The 20,677-nt window shown below is 64.1% G+C and carries 19 protein-coding genes and 1 tRNA gene; 7 read left to right on the top strand and 13 right to left on the bottom strand.

What is annotated here, in order from left to right; translation table 11 throughout:
• Positions 1-45: 45 nt before the first annotated feature.
• Positions 46-122: transfer RNA gene (locus ACMGGG_RS06920), tRNA-Arg, on the bottom strand.
• 288 nt (positions 123-410) lie between these two features.
• On the opposite strand from ACMGGG_RS06920, the gene folD reads away from it, so the two are divergent.
• Positions 411-1,265: a bifunctional methylenetetrahydrofolate dehydrogenase/methenyltetrahydrofolate cyclohydrolase FolD gene (gene folD, locus ACMGGG_RS06915; RefSeq protein ID WP_414155110.1), complete on the top strand. Its 855-nt coding sequence runs from the start codon at positions 411-413 to the stop codon at positions 1,263-1,265.
• A 129-nt stretch (positions 1,266-1,394) separates the two neighbouring features.
• On the opposite strand, the gene ACMGGG_RS06910 is transcribed toward folD, so the two are convergent.
• From ACMGGG_RS06910 to ACMGGG_RS06885, 6 genes are read right to left on the bottom strand one after another with little or no spacing between them, the layout of a single operon-like run.
• On the bottom strand, positions 1,395-3,134 hold the full coding sequence (locus tag ACMGGG_RS06910; RefSeq protein ID WP_054892395.1) for an ABC transporter substrate-binding protein: 1,740 nt from the start codon (positions 3,132-3,134) through the stop codon (positions 1,395-1,397).
• A gap of 36 nt (positions 3,135-3,170) precedes the next feature.
• The gene (locus ACMGGG_RS06905; protein ID WP_054892396.1) at positions 3,171-3,443 is read right to left on the bottom strand and encodes a DUF2160 domain-containing protein; all 273 of its coding nucleotides are present in this window, start codon (positions 3,441-3,443) and stop codon (positions 3,171-3,173) included.
• A 12-nt stretch (positions 3,444-3,455) separates the two neighbouring features.
• A complete protein-coding gene (locus tag ACMGGG_RS06900; RefSeq protein ID WP_054892397.1) occupies positions 3,456-4,256 on the bottom strand; it encodes a carbohydrate ABC transporter permease in 801 nt (266 codons plus the stop codon).
• Positions 4,257-4,259: 3 nt separating this feature from the next.
• On the bottom strand, positions 4,260-5,123 hold the full coding sequence (locus ACMGGG_RS06895) for a carbohydrate ABC transporter permease (RefSeq protein ID WP_054892398.1): 864 nt from the start codon (positions 5,121-5,123) through the stop codon (positions 4,260-4,262).
• Positions 5,120-6,217 (bottom strand): ABC transporter ATP-binding protein, encoded by a 1,098-nt coding sequence (locus tag ACMGGG_RS06890; protein WP_063544094.1) that lies wholly within the window; start codon positions 6,215-6,217, stop codon positions 5,120-5,122. Before ACMGGG_RS06890 ends, ACMGGG_RS06895 begins: the two co-directional genes overlap by 4 nt.
• Positions 6,217-7,311 (bottom strand): ABC transporter ATP-binding protein, encoded by a 1,095-nt coding sequence (locus ACMGGG_RS06885; RefSeq protein ID WP_054892400.1) that lies wholly within the window; start codon positions 7,309-7,311, stop codon positions 6,217-6,219. Before ACMGGG_RS06885 ends, ACMGGG_RS06890 begins: the two co-directional genes overlap by 1 nt.
• Positions 7,312-7,534: 223 nt before the next feature.
• Between ACMGGG_RS06885 and ACMGGG_RS06880 the strand changes: the two genes are divergently transcribed.
• The 3 genes from ACMGGG_RS06880 (at position 7,535) to ACMGGG_RS06870 (ending at position 11,428) form a co-directional block, all read left to right on the top strand.
• A complete protein-coding gene (locus ACMGGG_RS06880) occupies positions 7,535-9,298 on the top strand; it encodes a sigma-54-dependent Fis family transcriptional regulator (protein ID WP_414155109.1) in 1,764 nt (587 codons plus the stop codon).
• A 147-nt stretch (positions 9,299-9,445) separates the two neighbouring features.
• Positions 9,446-10,363: a citrulline utilization hydrolase CtlX gene (ctlX, locus tag ACMGGG_RS06875; protein ID WP_414155108.1), complete on the top strand. Its 918-nt coding sequence runs from the start codon at positions 9,446-9,448 to the stop codon at positions 10,361-10,363.
• 18 nt (positions 10,364-10,381) lie between these two features.
• Entirely contained in the window at positions 10,382-11,428 is a 1,047-nt protein-coding gene (locus tag ACMGGG_RS06870) for an ornithine cyclodeaminase (RefSeq protein ID WP_414155107.1), read from the top strand.
• A 40-nt stretch (positions 11,429-11,468) separates the two neighbouring features.
• On the opposite strand, the gene ACMGGG_RS06865 is transcribed toward ACMGGG_RS06870, so the two are convergent.
• The 5 genes from ACMGGG_RS06865 to ACMGGG_RS06845 all read right to left on the bottom strand — a co-directional run bounded on the left by ACMGGG_RS06865 (position 11,469) and on the right by ACMGGG_RS06845 (position 16,945).
• Positions 11,469-12,869: an aspartate aminotransferase family protein gene (locus ACMGGG_RS06865; RefSeq protein WP_414155106.1), complete on the bottom strand. Its 1,401-nt coding sequence runs from the start codon at positions 12,867-12,869 to the stop codon at positions 11,469-11,471.
• Positions 12,870-13,037: 168 nt separating this feature from the next.
• Complete coding sequence (locus tag ACMGGG_RS06860; RefSeq protein ID WP_054892405.1) at positions 13,038-14,363, bottom strand: ATP-binding protein; 1,326 nt, start codon at positions 14,361-14,363, stop codon at positions 13,038-13,040.
• Entirely contained in the window at positions 14,360-15,043 is a 684-nt protein-coding gene (locus tag ACMGGG_RS06855) for a response regulator transcription factor (RefSeq protein ID WP_054892406.1), read from the bottom strand. Before ACMGGG_RS06855 ends, ACMGGG_RS06860 begins: the two co-directional genes overlap by 4 nt.
• A gap of 99 nt (positions 15,044-15,142) precedes the next feature.
• On the bottom strand, positions 15,143-15,946 hold the full coding sequence (locus ACMGGG_RS06850; protein WP_063544082.1) for an MOSC domain-containing protein: 804 nt from the start codon (positions 15,944-15,946) through the stop codon (positions 15,143-15,145).
• Between the two features lie 63 nt (positions 15,947-16,009).
• The gene (locus ACMGGG_RS06845; RefSeq protein ID WP_063544080.1) at positions 16,010-16,945 is read right to left on the bottom strand and encodes a chemotaxis protein CheV; all 936 of its coding nucleotides are present in this window, start codon (positions 16,943-16,945) and stop codon (positions 16,010-16,012) included.
• 354 nt (positions 16,946-17,299) lie between these two features.
• Here ACMGGG_RS06845 and ACMGGG_RS06840 point away from each other — a divergent pair, with 354 nt between their 5' ends.
• The 3 genes from ACMGGG_RS06840 (at position 17,300) to ACMGGG_RS06830 (ending at position 19,789) form a co-directional block, all read left to right on the top strand.
• Complete coding sequence (locus ACMGGG_RS06840; RefSeq protein WP_414155783.1) at positions 17,300-17,818, top strand: histidine kinase; 519 nt, start codon at positions 17,300-17,302, stop codon at positions 17,816-17,818.
• 428 nt (positions 17,819-18,246) lie between these two features.
• Positions 18,247-19,140, top strand: a complete 894-nt coding sequence (locus tag ACMGGG_RS06835) for a sensor histidine kinase (RefSeq protein WP_414155105.1) — start codon at positions 18,247-18,249, stop codon at positions 19,138-19,140.
• Positions 19,133-19,789, top strand: coding sequence for a response regulator (locus ACMGGG_RS06830; RefSeq protein ID WP_112897869.1), 657 nt, complete (start codon positions 19,133-19,135; stop codon positions 19,787-19,789). Before ACMGGG_RS06835 ends, ACMGGG_RS06830 begins: the two co-directional genes overlap by 8 nt.
• Here the strand turns inward: ACMGGG_RS06830 and yegS are convergent.
• Positions 19,773-20,660 carry a lipid kinase YegS gene (gene yegS / locus ACMGGG_RS06825; protein WP_063544072.1) on the bottom strand — a complete coding sequence of 296 codons (888 nt, stop codon included), beginning with the start codon at positions 20,658-20,660 and terminating at the stop codon, positions 19,773-19,775. The two genes, ACMGGG_RS06830 and yegS, sit on opposite strands and share 17 nt — an antisense overlap.
• Between the last annotated feature and the right edge of the window lie 17 nt (positions 20,661-20,677).

Raw genomic sequence — 20,677 nt, 5'->3', positions numbered from 1 at the left:
ATATTGCGGTGTTACGTTATCTACTTGCTTGCCTAAGCTGCCTTATGGCGCACCCGGCAGGACTCGAACCTGCGACCATCCGCTTAGAAGGCGGATGCTCTATCCAGCTGAGCTACGGGCGCATATTCAATCTGCTTTCCATTACGATTGCAAATCAATTTTCAGCCTTACCGAACGAGCTAACAAATCCGCTCATTCTGCCTGACTTTGCTAACCAGTGCTAGGTTGTGCCCGACAAGTGCGACGAATGTTATAGACGAGCCGAAAGGTCGTCAACACTTTTTTCAAAAAAATTTAAATTATTTAAGGGGTTAGGGGATTTGCCCGACCACGCGCCTTTGCCCTCGGCCCGGCTCGTGCGAGAATGCGCCCTCTTTATTGTTCCCTTCTCGATGGTTAATCACGCGTCTATGACTGCACACCTTATAGATGGCAAGGCGATCGCCGCCAACCTGCGCAAGCAGATCGCCCAACGTGTCGCCGAGCGCCGCCAGCAAGGCCTGCGCACGCCAGGCCTGGCGGTGATCCTGGTCGGCACCGACCCGGCCTCCCAAGTCTATGTTTCGCACAAGCGCAAGGACTGTGAGGAAGTCGGCTTCATCTCCCAGGCGTTCGACCTGCCCAGCGACACCACGCAGCAAGCCCTGACCGAGCTGATCGACCGTCTCAACGACGACCCGGCCGTCGATGGCATCCTGCTGCAACTGCCGCTGCCAGCGCATCTGGACGCTTCGCTGCTGCTCGAGCGCATCCGTCCGGACAAGGACGTCGATGGTTTCCACCCCTACAACATCGGTCGCCTGGCCCAGCGCATCCCGCTGCTGCGCCCATGCACCCCGAAGGGCATCATCACCCTGCTGGAAAGCACCGGGCAAGACCTGTACGGCATGAACGCGGTGATCGTCGGCGCCTCCAACATCGTCGGTCGCCCGATGGCCATGGAACTGCTGCTGGCCGGTTGCACCGTCACCGTCTGCCACCGCTTCACCAAGGACCTGGCCGGCCACGTCGGCCGCGCCGACCTGCTGGTGGTAGCGGCCGGCAAACCGGGCCTGGTCAAGGGTGAGTGGGTCAAGGAAGGCGCCATCGTCATCGACGTGGGCATCAACCGCCAGGAAGACGGCAAGCTGGTGGGCGATGTGGTCTACGAGACTGCCCTGCGCCGCGCCGGCTGGATCACGCCGGTTCCAGGTGGCGTCGGGCCCATGACCCGTGCGTGCCTGCTGGAGAACACCTTGTATGCGGCTGAAGAGCTGCACAAGTAATCGTTCTCGGCACACAGCAATGAAAAACGGCACCCCAAGGGTGCCGTTTTTCATTAGACGGTGAATCTACCAACGCTATCGCGGGAGCGCAGGGCTGCCCGCGTGGAGGTCAGTACGCTCGGCAACTGATCACTTGCGCGCCTCCTCCCACGACTTGAGCAGCTCGTTGTAGCTGACCGTCTCGCCCTTGGGCTTTTCGTTGGCCAGCTTCGGTTTCGGCGCACCTGGCTGGTCGAACCAGTACTGCGCATCGCGCTCTGGGTTGAGCTTGGGCGCACAGGTGGCCTGGGCATTGGAACGCTGCAGCCGCTCCATCATGCGGTCCTGGTCACGGGCCAGGCCGTCGAGGGCCTCCTGCGGGGTCTTCTCGCCACTGGCCACCTCGGCGATATGACTCCACCACAGCTGCGCCAGGCGCGGATAGTCAGGCACGTTGGTGCCGGTCGGGGTCCACTGCACCCGTGCCGGGCTGCGGTAGAACTCCACCAGCCCACCCAGCTTGGGCGCCATCTCGGTCATGGCCTGGGAGTTGATGTCTGACTCGCGAATCGGCGTCAGACCGACGATGGTCTTCTTCAGCGACACGGTTTTCGAGGTCACGAACTGCGCGTACAGCCATGCCGCGAGACGCTGCTTTTCCGGGGTGGACTTGAAGAAGGTCCAGGAACCGGTGTCCTGGTAACCCAATTTCATGCCCTCCTCCCAATACGGCCCCTTCGGCGACGGCGCCATGCGCCACTTCGGCGTGCCATCGGCGTTGACCACCGGCAGCCCGGGCTTGACCATGTCGGCGGTGAAGGCGGTGTACCAGAAGATCTGCTGGGCGATATTGCCCTGGGCCGGCACCGGGCCTGACTCGGAGAAGGTCATGCCCTGCGCTTCCTTCGGCGCATAGGCGCGCATCCAGTCCACGTACTTCTGCGTCGCGAACACCGCTGCCGGGCCGTTGGTGTCGCCACCGCGGGTGACGCTGGAGCCAACGGGGTGGCAGTCCTCAACGCGAATGCCCCACTCGTCCACCGGCAAGCCATTGGGCAGGCCTTTGTCGCCGCCGCCGGCCATGGAGAACCAGGCGTCGGTGAAACGCCAGCCGAGCGAGGGGTCTTTCTTGCCGTAGTCCATATGGCCGTAGACGCGCTTGCCATCGATCTCCTTGACGTCCTCGGTGAAGAACTTGGCAATGTCTTCATAGGCCGACCAGTTCACTGGCACGCCCAGCTCGTAGCCGTACTTTTCCTTGAACTTGGCCTTCAGGTCAGGGCGTTCGAACCAGTCGGCGCGGAACCAGTAAAGGTTCGCAAACTGCTGGTCAGGCAACTGGTAGACCTTGCCGTCTGGCGCGGTGGTGAAGGAAATGCCGATAAAGTCTTTCAGGTCGAGCGTAGGCGAGGTGTAGTCCTTGCCTTCGTTGGCCATCAGGTCAGTGATCGACTGCACCTTGCCATAGCGAAAGTGCGTGCCGATCAGGTCGGAATCGTTGACCCAGCCGTCGTAGATGTTCTTGTCCGACTGCATCTGCGTCTGCAGCTTCTCCACCACATCGCCTTCCTGCAACAGGTCATGGGTGAGCTGGATGCCGGTGATCTCGCTGAATGCCTTGGCCAGGACCTTGGATTCATACTCATGGGTGGTGAGGGTTTCCGACACCACGTTGATCTTCATCCCACGAAACGGCTCGGCGGCCTTGATGAACCACTTGAGTTCCGCCATCTGCTGCTCGGCACTCAAGGTGGAGGGCTTGAACTCGCTGCCGATCCATTTTTTCGCCGCGTCCTCGTACTGATCGGCCCACGCCGTGCCCTGCAGGCCGCCGAGCAGCAGCGCCGCGGCCAGAGTCAAATGTCGCCGCTTGTTGTCGTTATCGAACATTGTGATCTCCCGATTGAAATGATCCGCCGCCCCGGGCTAACCCCAGCGCAGCACCACCACGAGCCAGGCCAGCGACAGCAGCGAGGCCACCCACAGCGGCCAGTCGCTGGCGCCGATCACCGCAAGGTGCAGGTAGGCACTGGCCAGCAGGCCGATGAACAACCGATCGCCACGGCTGGTGACGAGCGGCAGGAAACCGCGCCGCTCCACGCAGGGGCGACGCAGCTCGAACACTGTCATGCACGACAGCAGCACACCGACGGCGACAAAGAACAGCGCCGTGGGCAAGGTCCAGGCCATCCACTCCATCGTTGCGCCCTCCTATACCCGACCCAGGGCAAAGCCCTTGGCCACATGGTTGCGGACAAACCAGATCACCAGCATGCCAGGCAGGATGGTCAGCACCCCGGCCGCAGCCAACACCCCCCAGTCGATACCCGAGGCCGACACGGTGCGGGTCATCACCGCCGCGATCGGCTTGGCGCTCACCGATGTCAGGGTTCGCGCCAGCAGCAGCTCGACCCACGAGAACATGAAGCAGAAGAAGGCCGTCACGCCGATCCCGGAGCCAATCAGCGGTATGAAGATCTTCACGAAGAAGCGCGGGAAGCTGTAACCATCGATGTAGGCGGTTTCATCGATCTCTTTCGGCACCCCCGACATGAAGCCCTCCAGGATCCATACCGCCAGTGGCACGTTGAACAAGCAGTGGGCCAGGGCCACGGCAATGTGGGTGTCGAACAGGCCGATGGACGAATACAGCTGGAAGAACGGCAGCAGGAACACCGCCGGTGGCGCCATGCGGTTGGTCAGCAGCCAGAAGAACAGGTGGCGATCACCGAGAAAGCGATAGCGCGAGAAGGCATACGCGGCCGGCAAGGCCACCGCCAGTGAGATCACCGTGTTCAGGCACACGTAGTACAGCGAGTTGAGGTAGCCGCTGTACCAGCTCGGGTCGGTGAAAATGACCCGATAGTTGTCAAAGGTGAACGCCTGCGGCCACAGGGTCAGCCCGCCCAGGATCTCGGTGTTGCTCTTGAACGACATGTTCAACAGCCAGTAGATCGGCACCAGCAGGAAGAAGAAGTACAGCAGCAGCGGCACCGCTTTGCGCAAGGTCATGGCCTAATCCTTGTCGGCGTGGGTCATGGCGGTATAGAACAGCCACGACACCAGCAGGATGATCAGGAAGTACACCAGCGAGAACGCCGCCGCCGGCCCCAGGTCGAACTGTCCTACCGCCATGCGCGTGAGGGTCTGGCTGAGGAACGTGGTGGCGTTGCCCGGCCCGCCACCGGTGAGCACGAAAGGCTCGGTATAGATCATGAAGCTGTCCATGAAGCGCAGCATCACCGCGATCAGCAGCACGCTCTTGAGCTTCGGCAGCTGGATATGGCGAAACACCGCCCAACCCGAGGCGCGATCGATGCGTGCAGCCTGGTAATACACATCGGGAATGGCGCGCAACCCCGAGTAGCACAGCAGTGCCACCAGTGAGGTCCAGTGCCAGACATCCATCACCAGCACGGTGACCCAGGCATCCAGCGGATCGCCTGCATAGTTGTAGCTGACCCCAAGCTTGGCCAGGGTGGCGCCAAGCAGCCCGATATCGGCGCGGCCGAAGATCTGCCAGATGGTGCCGACCACGTTCCACGGGATGAGCAGCGGAATGGCCATGATGATCAGGCACACCGAAGCCATGCGCCCCTTGGTCGGCATGGTCAGGGCAATGGCGATGCCCAGCGGGATCTCGATCAGCAGCACGCAGCCCGAATAGATGAACTGACGCAGCAGTGCATCGTGCAGCGCGGGGTCGCGCAACACCTGGCGGTACCAGTCGGCGCCAACGAAATAGCGGTTGGAGGCGTCGAAGATGTCCTGCACCGAGTAATTGACCACCGTCATCATCGGCACCACGGCGCTGAAGGCCACCAGCAGGAACACCGGCAGCACCAGCCACCAGGCCTTGTTGTTCGGCACCTTGTTCATGGCGTGGCCTCCAGCAGCAGGTCATCGACATAGAGCATCAGCCATTGCGCTGGCAGGCTGACCCACGCGCGCCCTTCAGGCAGGGGACGGTCCTCACCCATGCGAGCCTTGAGGGTGACGCCACCCAGCTCCAGGGTGAGGATGCGGTAGGTGCCCAAGTCTTCTATATCCAGGACCTGGGCCTCGAAGGCATCATCGATCGGACGGTCCCAGACCTGCACGAACTCCGGGCGAATCCCTACCTGCAAGCGCTCGCGCGGTTGCTCGGCGAGGCGCTCGCGCAGGCCATCCGGCAATGGCAGGTGCAGACCGCCGAAACTCACGCCATCGGCTTCGGCATGCACTTCGATCAGATTCATCCCGGGGCTGCCAATGAAGTAGCCCACGAAGGTATGGCGCGGGCGCTCGAACAATTCGCGCGGGGTGCCGAACTGGACAATGCGCCCACCGTGCATCACCGCGATCTTGTCAGCGAAGGTCGATGCCTCCAGTTGATCGTGGGTGACATAGATCATGGTGATGTTGAACTGCTCGTGAATCTGCTTGAGCTTGCGCCGCAGCTTCCACTTCAAGTGCGGGTCGATCACCGTCAGCGGCTCGTCGAAAAGGATCGCCGACACATCGTCGCGCACCAGGCCGCGGCCCATCGAAACCTTCTGCTTTTCGTCGGCGCTCAGGTTGCGCGCCTTTTTCTTCAGTACCGCCCCCAGGTCGAGCACCTCGGCGATCTCTTCGACGCGCGCCCTCACCCGCTGCTCATCCAGGCCCTGGTTACGCAGGGGGAAGGCCAGGTTGTCGAATACGCTCATGGTGTCGTACACCACCGGGAACTGGAACACCTGGGCAATGTTGCGCTGCTGCGGCGACAGCGCATTGACCGGTTGACCGTCGAACTGCACCTCGCCCTGGGACGGACTGAGCAGGCCGGAAATGATGTTGAGCAAGGTCGACTTGCCGCAGCCGGACGGTCCGAGCAAGGCGTAGGCCCCGCCCTGCTCCCAGACATGCTCGAGCTCGTGCAAGGCATAGTCGCCAGCGCCGGAGGGCTGGCGGCTGTAGCTGTGGGCCAGGCGATGCAAGCGGATCTCGGCCATCAGCGGCGCCTCCCCTGACGCAGGCCGGGGGCCTGTACCAGTTGACCGGTGCTGTCGAAGACGAACAGCTTGTGGGTGGGGATGAACACCGGGACCTGGGTGTCCACCTGATACTCATGCACCCCCGGCAGGTGCAAGATCATCCGCCAGTGCTCGTTGCGCACATGCAGGAAGGTCTCCGAGCCGCTGATTTCAGCCAGCTCGACCAGCACGGTCAGCTCGAGGTCGTCGTCATGGGAGGGCACCAGGGTGATGTGGCTGGGGCGCACACCGAAGCGGTAGTCGCCATCGGCCAGGGCGCGCAGATCGTCGGTACGGGCGAAGTGCACGGCGCCGGCCAGGCTCACCTCGTTGCCCGCGACCCGCCCGCTGACCAGGTTGATCGGCGGCTCCGAGAACAGCTCGGCAGCCAGCACGTTGCAAGGCTTGTGGTAGACCTCGGCGGTCGGGCCGCTCTGCAGCAGCCGGCCTTCGTGGAGGATGGTGGTGGTGCCACCCAGGGCCAAGGCTTCGTTCGGCTCGGTGGTGGCGTACACGGCGATGCAGTTGCGTTCGGCGAACAGCGCGCGCAGCTCCTGGCGCAGCCCTTCACGCAGCTTGTAGTCGAGGTTGACCAGCGGCTCGTCGAAGAGGATCAGCGAAGCGTCCTTGACCAGCGCGCGAGCCATTGCCGTGCGCTGCTGCTGGCCACCGGAGAGCTCCAGCGGCAAGCGCTGCAGGTAGGCTTCGATACGCAACATCTCGGCGGTCTGGCGCACCCGCTGGCGAATCTGCGCCTCTGGCAGGCGCGCCTGGCGCAGCGGTGAGGCGATGTTCTCGAACACGCTGAGGGTGGGGTAATTGATGAACTGCTGATAGACCATCGACACATTGCGTTCACGCACCGGGCGCCCGGTAACGTCCTCGCCGTCCATCAGCACCCGCCCGCTGTCCGGCCGATCCAGGCCGGCCATCAGGCGCATCAGGCTGGTCTTGCCAGACAAGGTACGGCCAAGCAACACATTGAACGAGCCCGGCTCGAAACGCAGACTGGCCTCGGCGATCCAGGCCTGGTTATCGACGTGGCGGCTGACCTGCTCCAGCACCAGGGTCATGGCGTAGCCTTCTTGTGATTGTTGTCCGCCGAACGGAGCCAGAACCGTGCCAGAAACCGCCGAACGCTCTGGCACCGGCTCCACGCAGCAGCGCCCTGTTCGCCTGCGAACACAAATGAACAGTTTCGCTGGACAGTTGAACAACCACGGCATTGACAATGAACAGTTGTGAACGACACTCAAGGGCGGTCGTCGACAACAACAATCACACAGGGACAGGCCCATGGCCGCTGATACCCCGACCCACGCCCACCTGATCCAGGCCTCCTGGGCCCGCTGCCGCGAATACGGCCTGCAACCGCACAGCGCGCCGGATTTCGACTGCCTGACCGGCGCGCAACTGAGCGAACTGCTCGAGCACCGCCAGGCCCTGCTGCAACTGACCCGCGACGCCGTGCTGCCGCAGTACACGCACCTGCTGGGCAATTCCAGCTATCTGGTGATGCTCGCCGACGCCGGAGGCTGCCTGCTCGACGCCTGGGGCACGCGGCGCTTCGTCGAACCGCGCCAGCAGCATGGTTTCACACCGGGTGCACACTGGCAGGAGCGCGGCGTGGGCACCAACGCGCTGGGCACGGCATTGGCCTGCGGTGAGGCCATCCATGTCGGCCAGGACGAACACTTCCTGCGTCAGAACCGCTACATGGCCAGTGCCGCCGCGCCCCTGTTCGATGCCGAGCGCCGCCTGGTGGGCGTACTGGATGTCTCCAGCGATGGCTACCTGCCCGTCGCCCAGACCCTCGGCCTGGTGCGCATGATGGGCCAGAGCCTGGAGAACCGCCTGATCCTCGCCGCCCACGGCGACCGGCACGGGCAACTGGTGTTCAATACCGCACCCGACAACCTCGACAGCCCCTGGGCCGGCTTGCTGCTGTTCGACGAACGTGGCCGGGTGCTGGCAGCCAATCATCGCGCAGACAGCCTGCTGGGCCAGGATCCGCGGCAATGCACGCTCGAACAGCTGTTCCAGACCTCGCTCAAACAGATCCTCGCCCACCCGCAGGAGAGCGCCTTCGCCCTGCAAGTCGCCGGTCGCCACCGTTTCCACTGCCAGTGGCGCGCACCGCATCAACCCATGCGCAGCACACCGCCAAGCAGCGACCCGCGCGTGAGCAAGGCGCTGGCCCAGGCCGGCCTGCTACTGGAGAAGGATATTCCGGTGCTGATCCAGGGCGAGACGGGCGTTGGCAAGGAGGTCTTCGTCAATACCCTGCATCAGGCCAGCAGCCGCGTCGGCCAGCCGTTGATCGCGGTGAACTGCGCAGCGATCCCGGCAGAACTGGTGGAGTCGGAGCTGTTCGGCTACGAGAAAGGCGCCTTCACCGGTGCCCACCACAAAGGCAACACCGGGCTGATCCGCAAGGCTGACGGCGGCATCCTGTTTCTCGACGAAATTGGCGACATGCCCCTTCCAACCCAGGCCCGACTGTTGCGTGTACTGCAGTCGCGCTGCATCCAGCCGCTGGGCAGTGGTGAGCCGGTGGCGGTGGACATTCGCGTGGTCTCGGCGAGCAACCTCGACCTGGCTGCCGAAGTCCGCGCCGGGCGATTTCGCCAGGACCTCTACTACCGCATCGCCGGGCTGGCACTGGTACTGCCCCCGTTGCGCGAGCGCAGCGATCGGCGGGCGCTGATCGAGCAGGTGCATGCACGTTACCGCGAACCCGGACAGGTACAACGCTTGTCGCCACGGATGCTGGCGCTGTTCGAGCAGCACCCCTGGCCGGGAAACCTGCGCGAGCTGGTGACCGTGATGCAGGTTGCCCTGGCGTTGGCGGGGCCTGATGCCATCAGCGAAGAGCACCTGCCAGCGGCGTTCCTGGTGGAAGCTTCGGCCCCCCTGCCTGCACCCGAACGGGCCGACACCGGGCAAGACCTCAATACGCTGCTGCGCGAAGCCAACGGTAATCTTTCCTCAGTGGCGCGGGCGCTGGGGATCAGCCGTACGACACTGTACAAGCGGCTGCGCTCGACGGCCGCAGGCTGAGCGAGCCTGCACCGGGGCACCGCAGCCGATTCCGCTGCAACGCCCACCATTTCAGCTGGAGCCGCTGCCCGTCACCTGCCGTTCAGCAGGCTTTTCCTACTTCCGCACCGGAAAATGGACACACAGCCACCTGTGGATGCGTGCCCAATGCAAACAACAAATACCGTCCTCATGATTCGCCCGGCGCGGTTCGCCTTCAACCCCGACACCGCCCTGACCAACCGCTTCCAGAGCGCACCGCTGGACCCTGACGCCGCCAGCAGCAAAGCCCTCGAAGAGTTCGACGGCTATGTGCAGACCCTGCGCCAGCACGGCGTCGAGGTGTTGGTGGTGCAGGACACGCCCGAACCGCACACACCCGATTCGATCTTCCCCAACAACTGGTGGAGCAGCCATGCCGATGGCAGCCTGGTGCTCTACCCGATGGAAGGTCACAACCGTCGCCTGGAGCGCGAAAAGGGTGTGCTGCAGGTGATCGAGGAACGCTTCGCCATCGAACGCACCATCGACCTGAGCCCACTGGAACAGCAGAATCTGTTCCTCGAAGGCACTGGCAGCATGGTTCTGGATCGCGAGCACCGTATCAGCTACGCCTGCCATTCCGGCCGCACCCACGAACAGGCGCTGCGCCAGTTCGCCGAACGCCTCGGCTACCGCCTGTGCCTGTTCCACGCCCTCGATCGCCAGCAGGCACCGATCTACCACAGCAACGTGATGATGAACGTCGGCCGCACCCTGGCTGTGGCCTGCCTTGACGCCCTGCCCCACGCCGACGAACGCCGCACCCTCGAACATTCCCTGCGCGACACCGGCAAGGAGGTGCTGGCACTGGGTTTCGACCAGTTGGAGGGCTTCGCCGGCAACATGCTCGAAGTGCACGACCGCAGCGGCCGCTCGCTGCTGGTGATGTCGCGCAACGCCTGGCGCTCGCTGGACGCTGGCCAACGCCGCCAGGTCGAGCGCCACAGTCATCCGCTGGTGGTCGATATCGACCACATCGAACGCATTGGCGGGGGCAGCGCACGCTGCATGCTCGCCGAAATCCACCTTCCCTCGCGCCACTGAGCCCCAAAGGAGCACTCCATGACCCGCTATATCGACGTGCAAGACCTCGCCCGCCTGGTCAACCGCAAGGGCCTGCCCACCTGCCTGGCCGAGATGGCCGAATACATTCGTGACGACTACCTGCGCTGGCACGACTTCGAAAAGTGCCCGCGCCTGGCCAACCACTCGCCCGATGGCGTGATCGAACTGATGCCGGTGTCCGACGCCAGCCTGTACGCCTTCAAGTACGTCAACGGCCACCCGAAGAACACCCACAACGGGCTGCTCACCGTGATGGCGTTCGGTGCGCTGGGCGATGTCGACACCGGCGCCCCGGTGCTGCTCAGCGAAATGACCCTGACCACCGCTATTCGCACCGCCGCCACCTCGGCCCTGGCCGCAGGGTACCTGGCACGCAAGGACAGCCGAAGCATGGCGCTGATCGGCAACGGTTCGCAAAGCGAGTTCCAGGCCATCGCCTTCCACACCCTGCTGGGCATCGAAGAGATCCGCCTGTTCGACATTGACCGCGCCGCCTCGCAGAAACTCGCGGCCAACCTGGCCGGCTACCCCAAGCTCAAGCTGATCATCGCAGCATCCGTGGCCGATGCGGTACGCGGTGCCGACATCGTCACCACGGTCACGGCCGACAAGGCCTATGCCACCATTCTCACCCCCGAAATGATCGAACCGGGCATGCACCTCAACGCCGTGGGCGGCGACTGCCCGGGCAAGACCGAACTGCACCGCGAGATCGTCGAGCGCGCACGGGTGATCGTCGAGTACGAACCGCAGAGCCGCATCGAGGGTGAAATCCAGCAGATGCCGGCGGATTCGCCAACCACAGAATTCTGGCAGGTGATCGAAGGGATCGCTGCCGGTCGCGAGAACGCCGCGCAGGTGACCCTGTTCGATTCGGTGGGCTTTGCCCTGGAGGACTACTCGGCGCTGCGCTATGTGCTGGATGTGGCCAAGGCGCTGGATATCGGCCACGACATTGCCCTGGTGCCCGAGCTCGAGAACCCGAAGGACCTGTTCGCTCTGCTGCAACCAAAAGCCGCGGTGCGTAAGGCCAGCGCAGCATAAAAAAGTGGGGGCTGTAGTGCACAGCCCCCGCAGGCCTGGATCAGTCGCCGGCCACTGCAGCCTGGACGGCACGGGCGAAGCGGTCGGCCACTTCGTCGATCTGCTCGGCGCTGATGATCAGCGGCGGCAGGAAACGCACTACAGCGCCATGCCGGCCGCCCAGTTCGAGAATCAGGCCGCGCTTGAGGCACTCGCGCTGAACCTTCGGTGCCAGGCTGCGTGAGGCCGCCGGGTGGCCGAGGGCATCCAGCGCACCGTCCGGATCGATCAACTCGACCCCCAGCATCAAGCCTCGACCGCGAATATCGCCCAGGTGCGGGTAGTCACGCTGCAGGTGCTGCAGATGGCCGCGCAGGCGCTGGCCCATGGCGGCGGCGTGTTCGTCCAGGCGATGCTCCACCAGGTAATTGATCACCGCCGACCCTGCGGCCATGGCCATCTGGTTGCCACGGAAGGTCCCGGCGTGAGCCCCAGGCGCCCAGGTGTCGAGCCAGTCACGGTAGACCACTACCGCCAGCGGCAGGCTGCCGCCAATGGCTTTGGACAGGGTCACCACGTCTGGCACGATGCCCGCATGCTCGAAGGCGAACATACGCCCGGTGCGGGCGAAGCCGCTCTGGATCTCGTCGACGATCAGCGCCACCCCAGCCTGCTCGGTGATACGGCGCACACCGCGCAGCCACTCGATATCGGCCGGAATCACACCGCCCTCGCCCTGCACCACCTCAAGAATCACCGCCGCCGGCAGCTGTACCCCGGCCTCAGGGTCGAGCAGCAGGTTTTCCAGGTAATGCAGGTTGGCACGCACCCCCGCCTCGCCGCCCAAACCGAACGGGCAGCGGTAGTCATAGGGATAGGGCATGAACTGCACGCCGCTGTTGAGCAGTGCACCCAGGGGCTTTTTCGGCCCCAGGCTGCCCATCAGGCTCAGGGCGCCCTGGGTCATCCCGTGGTACGCCCCCTGGAAAGCCAGCACCGTGCTGCGCCCGGTGGCGGTACGCACCAGCTTCAACGCAGCTTCCACCGCATCGGTGCCAGTCGGCCCGCAGAACTGGATCTTCGCCTCGCGACGCGATGCCTCGGGCAGTACCGCAAACAGGTCCTGAACGAAGCGATCCTTGACCGGCGTGGTCAGGTCGAGGGTGTGCAGCGGCAGCTCATCGGCCAGCACGCGCTGGATCGCTTCGACCACAACCGGGTGATTGTGCCCCAGCGCCAGGGTACCGGCACCGGCCAGGCAGTCGATGAACTCACGGCCTTCGACGTCCTCGACATGGATGCCCCGGGCGCGCTTGAGCGCCAGCGGAATGCGACGTGGGTAGCTGCGGGCATTGGACTCCTGTTGCTGCTGGCGCAGCAGCAAGGCTGAATCCTCGAACTGGTACAGAGATTCCGGCGCAACAGCCGGCAGTGCCTGGGCAAGGCTGGAAGCGGTAGACATCGGCGAACCCTCGCAAGCAAGTAGGAATGCCCGCCACGTCCCTGTAACCGGATGTGTGTCGGGAAGTCATCGCTTGGGAGACGCTTGAGTAGGGTGTGGATTTAGCACATTTTGGGGCCAAGGTGGCTTTTCACAGACGCACCCGCGAAAAGCCACATGCACCGGTGATCAGGCCCGAGCCTCCCGCGCAGGCACCTGCAGCCAGACCCGCAGCCCGTCACTGCGACTGTCGAAACGCAAGCTGCCCGCGCAGCGCTGGACGATCGCCTGGACAATCGCCAATCCCAGCCCACTGCCGACACTCTTGCTGTTGCGCCAGAAACGCTCGGTCAGGTGCTTGAGGTCCTCGTCGGCAATGCCCGGGCCATGATCGCGAACCAGGAAGCCCACCTGCCCATCAGCCATCTGCACCTCCAGCTCCACCGCCTCATTGCCACCATGGCGCAGGGCGTTGTCCAGCAGGTTGCGCAGCGCCGCCACCGCCAAGGGCGCGGGCATGCCCAGGTAGATGCGGGTGGCCTCTTCGGGCAGGCGCAGGACGATCCGCCGGTTGTCGCCGCCACCGGCGTCCTGAACCGCTTGGCGCGCGACTTGCTCGGCACTGCACAGCACGCCATCTTCGAACGACAGGCTACCCTCGACCCGGGCCAGCATCAGCAGTTGCTCCAAGGTCCGGTGCATGCGGTCGGCACCCTGCTCGGCGTGCTCCAGGGCCTGCTCGCGCACGCTTCCATCGGTCATGCGCGCCACTTGCAGGTGGGTCTTGATGGCGGTCAGAGGGCTGCGCAGTTCGTGCGCGGCATCATCGGTCAGGCGTCGCTCGCGCTCGATGGTCTGGGCGATCCGCAGGAACAGCTGGTTCTGGGTTTCCAGCAATGGCTGCAGCTCGCTGGGCATGCCCGCCACCTGCAAGGGTTCGACGCTGTCTGCGCGGCGCTTGCGCAGGGCATCGCGCATGCGGTTGAGCGGCTCCAGCCCCTTGCCCAGACCAATCCACAGCAGCCCCAGGCTGCCGAGCAAGGCCATCAGCACCGGTGCCGAAGCGGCCAGCAGGATCGACTGGTTGAGCGCCTCGCGTTCCTGATGGCGATCGGCCGTGGTGATCCGCACATCGCCGTGGTTGTAGGTGAAGGTGCGCCATGAACTGCCATCGATCGTCTGGTCACGGAAGCCGCTGCGCTGATCGTCCATGCTGCCATCGTGCTTGTGGTTGCTGGCCAGGATCTCGCCGCGCAGGGAACTGACCTGGCAGGCCATGCCGTCCGGCACACTGAACTGGTCGGCCGCAAAGTGCGCGTCCCGGCCCTTGGCCCCCAGCGGCTGCGGCAACTGGTCGACCAGGCCCGCCACCATCCGTGCCGAAGCCACCAGGCGCTGGTCGAGGGAGAACATCATCTGCTGGCGCAGGTCGCGCAACATCCAGGCCGCGGCCAGGATCCAGATCAGGATGAAGGCACTGCCCAGGATCAGCGACAGACGAACCCGCAGGCTCATGGCGCGGTCTCCTGCGGGGCCTGCGCTGCACCCAGGCGATAGCCCAGCCCGCGTACGGTCTCGACGATACTGTTGCCAAGCTTGCGCCGCAGGTGGTGGATGTGAACGTTCAGGGCATTGCTCTCGACTTCATCGCTGAAGCCATAGACGCAATCCTTGAGCTGTTCGCTGGACAGCACACGCCCGGGGTTCTGCAGCAAGGCCTGAAGCAAGGCCTGCTCGCGTCGGGACAGATCGACCGCACGACCGGCCAGGGTCGCCTCGCAACTGCTGGGGTTATAGACCAAGGGGCCGTGCTCGATGACATTCACGGCGCGCCCGGCCACGCGGCGCAGGAGCGTGTGCAGGCGCGCCGCCAGCTCGCGCAGGTCGAAAGGTTTGAGCAGGTAGTCGTCGGCGCCGGCCTGCAGGCCATCGACCCGGTCGGTGACCGCATCACGGGCCGTGAGCACCAACACTGGCAGCACCTCGCCCTGCTGGCGCAGGCGCCGCAACAGCTTGAGGCCGTCTTCGTCGGGCAACCCCAGGTCGAGGATCATCACGTCGAACTGGGCCGCCTGGAGCAGTGCACGTGCCGCCGAGGCGCTGGCGACCCGATCGACGGTCAGGCCCTGGGCCGTGAGGCCGGCGCAGATGCCGCTGGCGATCAGGTCGTCGTCCTCGCAGAGCAGTACGTGCATGGGAAATCTCCGGGTAGGTGGATGCGCAGTGCAACAAAACGGGATTAAGCGCCGATTATGAACCTCACCCCGCGTTTCGTCGCCTGCGCCAGCCGTCGATTACTCGAGTACCTCGACCGGCATGCCGACTTCAAGTCGCCCGCTGCCATCGACCGCCAGGTTCTGCCCGAACAGTACGTCCCCTTCCCGCTCACGAAAGGTCTTGAGGGTGGTCAACGGCTCCCGGTCGCTACTGCGCTCACCCGTCTGTGGGTCGAGGGTCGTAAGGATGCAGCGCACACTGGGCTTGAGCACCCGCAGGGTCAGGTCGCCGATACGGATACGCTTCCAGCCGTCTTCGGCAAACGCCTCGGCGCCCTCGACCACCAGGTTGGGACGAAAACGCAGCATCTGCATCGGCCGGCCGATGCGCCGGTTGAGTTCATCGAGCGAGCCCTGGCCGATCAGTAATAACGGAAAGCCGTCGGGGAAGGCCGCACGGTCACTGTTGAGCCCATAGCCGCTGGGCAGGTAGCGTGCCCGCTGCTGCGGACAGTGCACCAGACGTACCGCCTTGCCGAGCATCTGACTGAGCCACGCAGCGGCCTCGTCGCCGGCATCGGGCACGCGCAAGGTGTCGCGCCAGATGGTCACCCCGCGCAGGTCGTCGTCGGCACCCGGCACCTTGACCGTCAGCGGCGCCTGCCCAGGTGTTTGCAGCAGCAGGCTTTCTTCATCGCCACCGGTGGCCGTGAGCCGTCCCAATTGTGGCCAGGCACGCTGGGTAAGGAAGCGCCCGGTGTCCTGCTCGACCACCATCCAGCGCCGATCGCCCGACAGCCCCATGGCATCCACGGTCGACTCGCCCAGGCTCTGCGCCTGGCAAGACTTCACTGGATACCGATACAACGCACTCAGAAACATCCCCGCCCGCCTCGTGCCAGTCAAAAAGCCAAGCTTATACCCACCACGGGGCGTGTGCAGGTATCAGACTGGCGCATGATCGAGCGACAGACGCTCGCGCACCACATCCACCAGGCGGTCCGGCTGGAACTTGGAGAGGAAGTTGTCGCAGCCGACCTTCTTTACCATCGACTCGTTGAAGCTGCCCGACAGCGACGTGTGCAGCACCACGTAAAGCCCGCGCAGACGCGGGTCATTGCGGATCTCGGTGGTCAGGCGGTAACCGTCCATCTCCGGCATTTCGGCATCGGTGAAGATCATCAGCAGTTTTTCGCAGACATCCTCTCCGGCATCGGCCCAGCCCTTGAGCATGCGCAGCGCCTTCAGGCCATCACTGGCGATGTGCAGCTTCACACCCAGTTGCGACAAGGTGTCACGCAGTTGGGCCAGGGCCACGCTGGAGTCATCCACCAGCAGCACTTCACGACCGCGGGCACGGGCGAGCACCGGGTCTTCGAGCTTGTCGCGCGACACCTTGGCGCTGTAGGGCACGATCTCGGCCAGCACTTTCTCCACGTCGATGATCTCCACCAGTTTCTCGTCGACCTTGGTGATCGCGGTCAGGTAATGCTGGCGGCCGGCGCTGGTAGGCGGTGGCATGATGGCTTCCCAGTTCATGTTGACGATGCGGTCGACGCCGCCCACCAGGAACGCCTGTACCGAGCGATTGTACTCGGTGACGATGATGGTGCTGTCCGGCCCTGGCTGCAGCGGGCGCATGCCGATTGCCTGGGACAGGTCGATCACCGGCAGCGTCTGGCCGCGCAGGTTGACCACGCCACAGACGAAGGTGTGGCGCTGCGGCATCAGGGTCAGCTTGGGCAGTTGCAGCACCTCCTGCACCTTGAACACGTTGATCGCGAACAGCTGTCGCCCCGCCAGGCGGAACATGAGGATTTCCAGGCGGTTCTCGCCTACCAATTGCGTGCGTTGATCTACCGTGTCGAGAATGCCAGCCATTGCGCAACCCCCTGGCTCTGTGCCGGAAAAAGTGGATACATCCGCCCTGTATCGGCACAATCCGCCAGAGCTTGACCCCTGCAGAAAAATGCCTGAACGGCGATTGATATCACTTTACCATCATGCTTTACTGCTGCCACATCCCTCCTCATCCGCCGCGCTGCGGACGTACCACTGCCTCTGAGACCTCATCAGGGAAACCCCTAGGAGCAATCGGGAGCAACCTGATATTCGCAATATCCATTAGCCATTAATGTGACGCCATTCTCACTGCATGAACGGAGTCAGGCTCTTGTCAGCGAACATCTCGGTGTGGCCAACCCCTGCTCCAACCCCGCACGTTGGAGTTTCATGATGGAGCGGGTGCTCTCGAACACAGCGATCCTGCAGGACTTCCTGCTGGATGCGCAGGTCCTGCTGAACGAGTCCCAGGAATGCCTGCAACACCTGGAGCTGATCAGCAATGACGCTGACGCCTGCCATTGCCTGAGCAAAGCCCTCGAGACACTCGCCCGTCGAGCAGACGCCTCGGGCGTGCTCGAGATCGCCCACTACGCCTCGGCCCTGCACCGCCTGCTGGCGCCTGGCTGCACCAGCCGCAACCTGCCGCAGGGCGCGCTGCCGGCACTGGCCGACTGCCTGACACTGCTGGCCTGGCAACTGGAACTGGTCGATGAACGCACCGGACACCTGAACCTGGACAGCAGCGAGCAACACCTGCTGCTGGTCACCCTGGCGGGTGTGCTGGATCAGCCACTCCCGCAGGCCTGTGCCCTGTGCGACGAAAACGAGCGCCACTGCGTGCACCCCCAGCTGCTCAACATGCCCATTGAGCCCAAGCACGCCCACGGCACATCAACTCGCAAAGACTAGGGGTCTGTATGAAATGTGCAGACACATTTCAGACAGACCCCTAGCGATGTGGCCCCACGTAACTCGTCTGACTGGACGGCCCCAAACACATGCCAACTTGGCAAGTTTGTACAAGTTCTGTCTAGTTCCGCAGACTCGCCGCGTTAGTTGAGTTTGGAAGTTACTGCCTTCTCAAACGATAATGGCTTATTGCCACTTCTACAGGCATTGCACCCCACTGCCATGCCTCGGAAACATCTTGGTTCCAGGCAACTAACCAGCCGGGACCAAACCAACTCGAAGTGATACCATGCGCGCAAATGAACGAACGCCCAACGGCTCTTCAGCGATTACAACAGGGCTCGTTCCTGGTTGAAAGGCAGGACATTCACGATTCTCCAGAAAGATTGGCGACCTGCGCCAGCAATAATTCAGTGGCTTTCCTATCTATGCTCCCACGCTTGAAGATTTCCCTGCGTTGTCGCTCTCGCACCGCCTTGCTGCGTGCGGCAACCGCCGTGCTGTGCGTGGCATCGCTGGTCACCAACCTGGTGCTCTACAGCAGCGGGCAACCTGTATCGGCCGGTGCCCTGGCGCTGCAGTTGGCCGCCCTGCTCGGGGCCGGCTGGCACCTGCGTCGTGGCGCCCGATCGATCAATCTGCTGCCGGCGGAGCTGGCCGACCGCATGCTCAAGGTCCAGGAAAGCGAACGCCAGCACCTGAGCCGCGAGTTGCACGATGACATCGGCCAATTGCTCACCGCCGCCAAGCTTCAGCTCGACTGGTTGCAACGTCGCGTGCCTGCACCGCTGCAGGCGCAGTGCGACACGCTGCGCAAGACCCTCGACGACACCCTGGGCAACGTGCGTGACGTCTCGGCGTTGCTCAACCCACGGCAACTGGCCAGCCTGGGCCTGGAGGCCAGCCTGCGTGCGCACCTGCTGCGTGCCCTCGAGAACAGCGAGGTGCACTGGAGCCTGGAATGCAACCAGCGCTTGGGCGGCATCTCCGAGGAAGTGACCATGGCCGCCTTTCGCATCACCCAGGAAGCGGTCACCAACGTGCTGCGCCATGCCCAGGCGCGCAACTTGCTTATCAGCCTGCAACGCACCCCCGCCGGGTTGCTGCTGACGATCCTCGATGACGGTGTGGGCTTCATCCCGGCCAGCAAACCGGGCGAAGTCGGGCAGCGTGGCATGGCCGGCATGCAGGAGCGGGCCACCGCCCTGCAGGGCAGCCTGAGCGTGACCAGCCAGCCCGGAGCGGGCACCCGAATCGAAGCGCTGTTCCCCTGGCCTGCACGCAGCCAGGCACGTGCCAGGACACCCGCCACCGATGATTAGACTGCTGTTGATCGACGACCATTCGCTGATTCGTGCGGGCGTGCGCGCACTGGTGTCCGATATTCCCGACTACACCGTGGTCGGTGAAGCCGACGACGGCCAGCACCTGTTGGAGATGGTCCAGCGCCTGGGCCCCGACATCGTCCTGCTGGACATCTCGATGCGCTCGACCAACGGCCTCGACGCTCTGACGCAATTGCGCGCAAACGGTTGCACCTGCAAGGTGCTGATCCTGTCGATGCACACCGACCCCGACCTGATCATGCGTGCCCTCGAAAGCGGCGCCCACGGCTACCTGCTCAAGGACACCACCGCCAACGAGCTGGAGCACGCCCTCGCCGCGTTGCGCAACGGCGAGCGCTACCTCAGCCCCGCCATCGCCCACACGGTGATCAACCAGGCCCTGCTGCGCGCGCAGGCCAGCAAGCAGCCGAGCAGCGATCGCCACAACCTCACCGCCCGGCAACTGGAAATCCTGCGTCTGATCGTGCGTGGCAAGTCCACCCGCGAGATCGCCGCAGGCTTGGGGCTGTCGATCAAGACCGTTGAAACCCACCGCTCGCAAATCATGAAACGTCTGCAGATCTACGATGTGGCGGGCCTGGTGCTGTTCGCGGTGCGCGAGAAAATCATCAGCCTGGACGACTGAACAGCGGCGAATCGGCGGGCAGGTGCACGCGCAGGGCGCCCGGCGCCGCCTCGAAACGCAGGCTGCCGGCCTGCAACGGCTCACCGTCCAGGTTGATGTCCAGCCCCTCAGCCTGACCGATCTCGACCCAGGGCAGGCGCGCACGCACGAACAGCTCCTCGCCCGTCAGCAAGTCACGCAGTGCGCCCACCATCGCCTCGGGTGCAGGCAGAATCGCGACCTCCAGCAAGCCATCATCGACCAGCGCCTCGGGGCACAGCACATGGCCGCCGCCGGCCTGGCGACCGTTGCCGATGGCCAAGGCCAGCAACTGCCCCTGCCAGTGGAAATCAGGCCCGTGCAGGGTCGCCGAAGCAGCCTGCAACTCACTGAAGCGCGACAGCCCGGTGAACAGGTACGCCGCCCCACCCAGTACCTTCTTCAAGTCTTCGGACGTATTGGCTGTCACCTGGCTGCCAAAGCCGCCGGTGGCCATGTTGAGGAACATCTGCTCACCCACCCGCCCCAGGTCGATGGGACGGGCCGGTACATCCAGCAAGGCCAGGGCGGCCGCTGGCTCCAACGGCACGCCGGCGGCGCGGGCAAAGTCGTTGGCAGTGCCCAGCGGCAGCAAGGCCAGGCTGGCGTCGGCCTGCATTTGGGCCATGGCCTCGGCGATATCGCGAAGGGTACCGTCGCCACCGCCGGCTACCACTTGCGTGTAACCGCCCGCCAGGGCTTCTTCGACCAAACGCCGAGCATCGCCCGCCTCCCAGGTCAGACGCACATCCAGTACCTGCCCGCGCTCGCGTCGCACGCCCACGGCGCTGCGCACCTCTTCGTTCATGGCCTGCTTGCCATGCAGGATCAACATCGCCTTGTGCCCGTGCATACGAGATTCTCCTTAGA

Source organism: Pseudomonas sp. BNK-44-b, from assembly GCF_047456245.1.
Lineage (GTDB): Bacteria > Pseudomonadota > Gammaproteobacteria > Pseudomonadales > Pseudomonadaceae > Aquipseudomonas > Aquipseudomonas machongensis.
The sequence above is the reverse complement of the archived record's forward strand: the minus strand, read 5'-3'. Positions and strand labels throughout refer to the sequence as shown.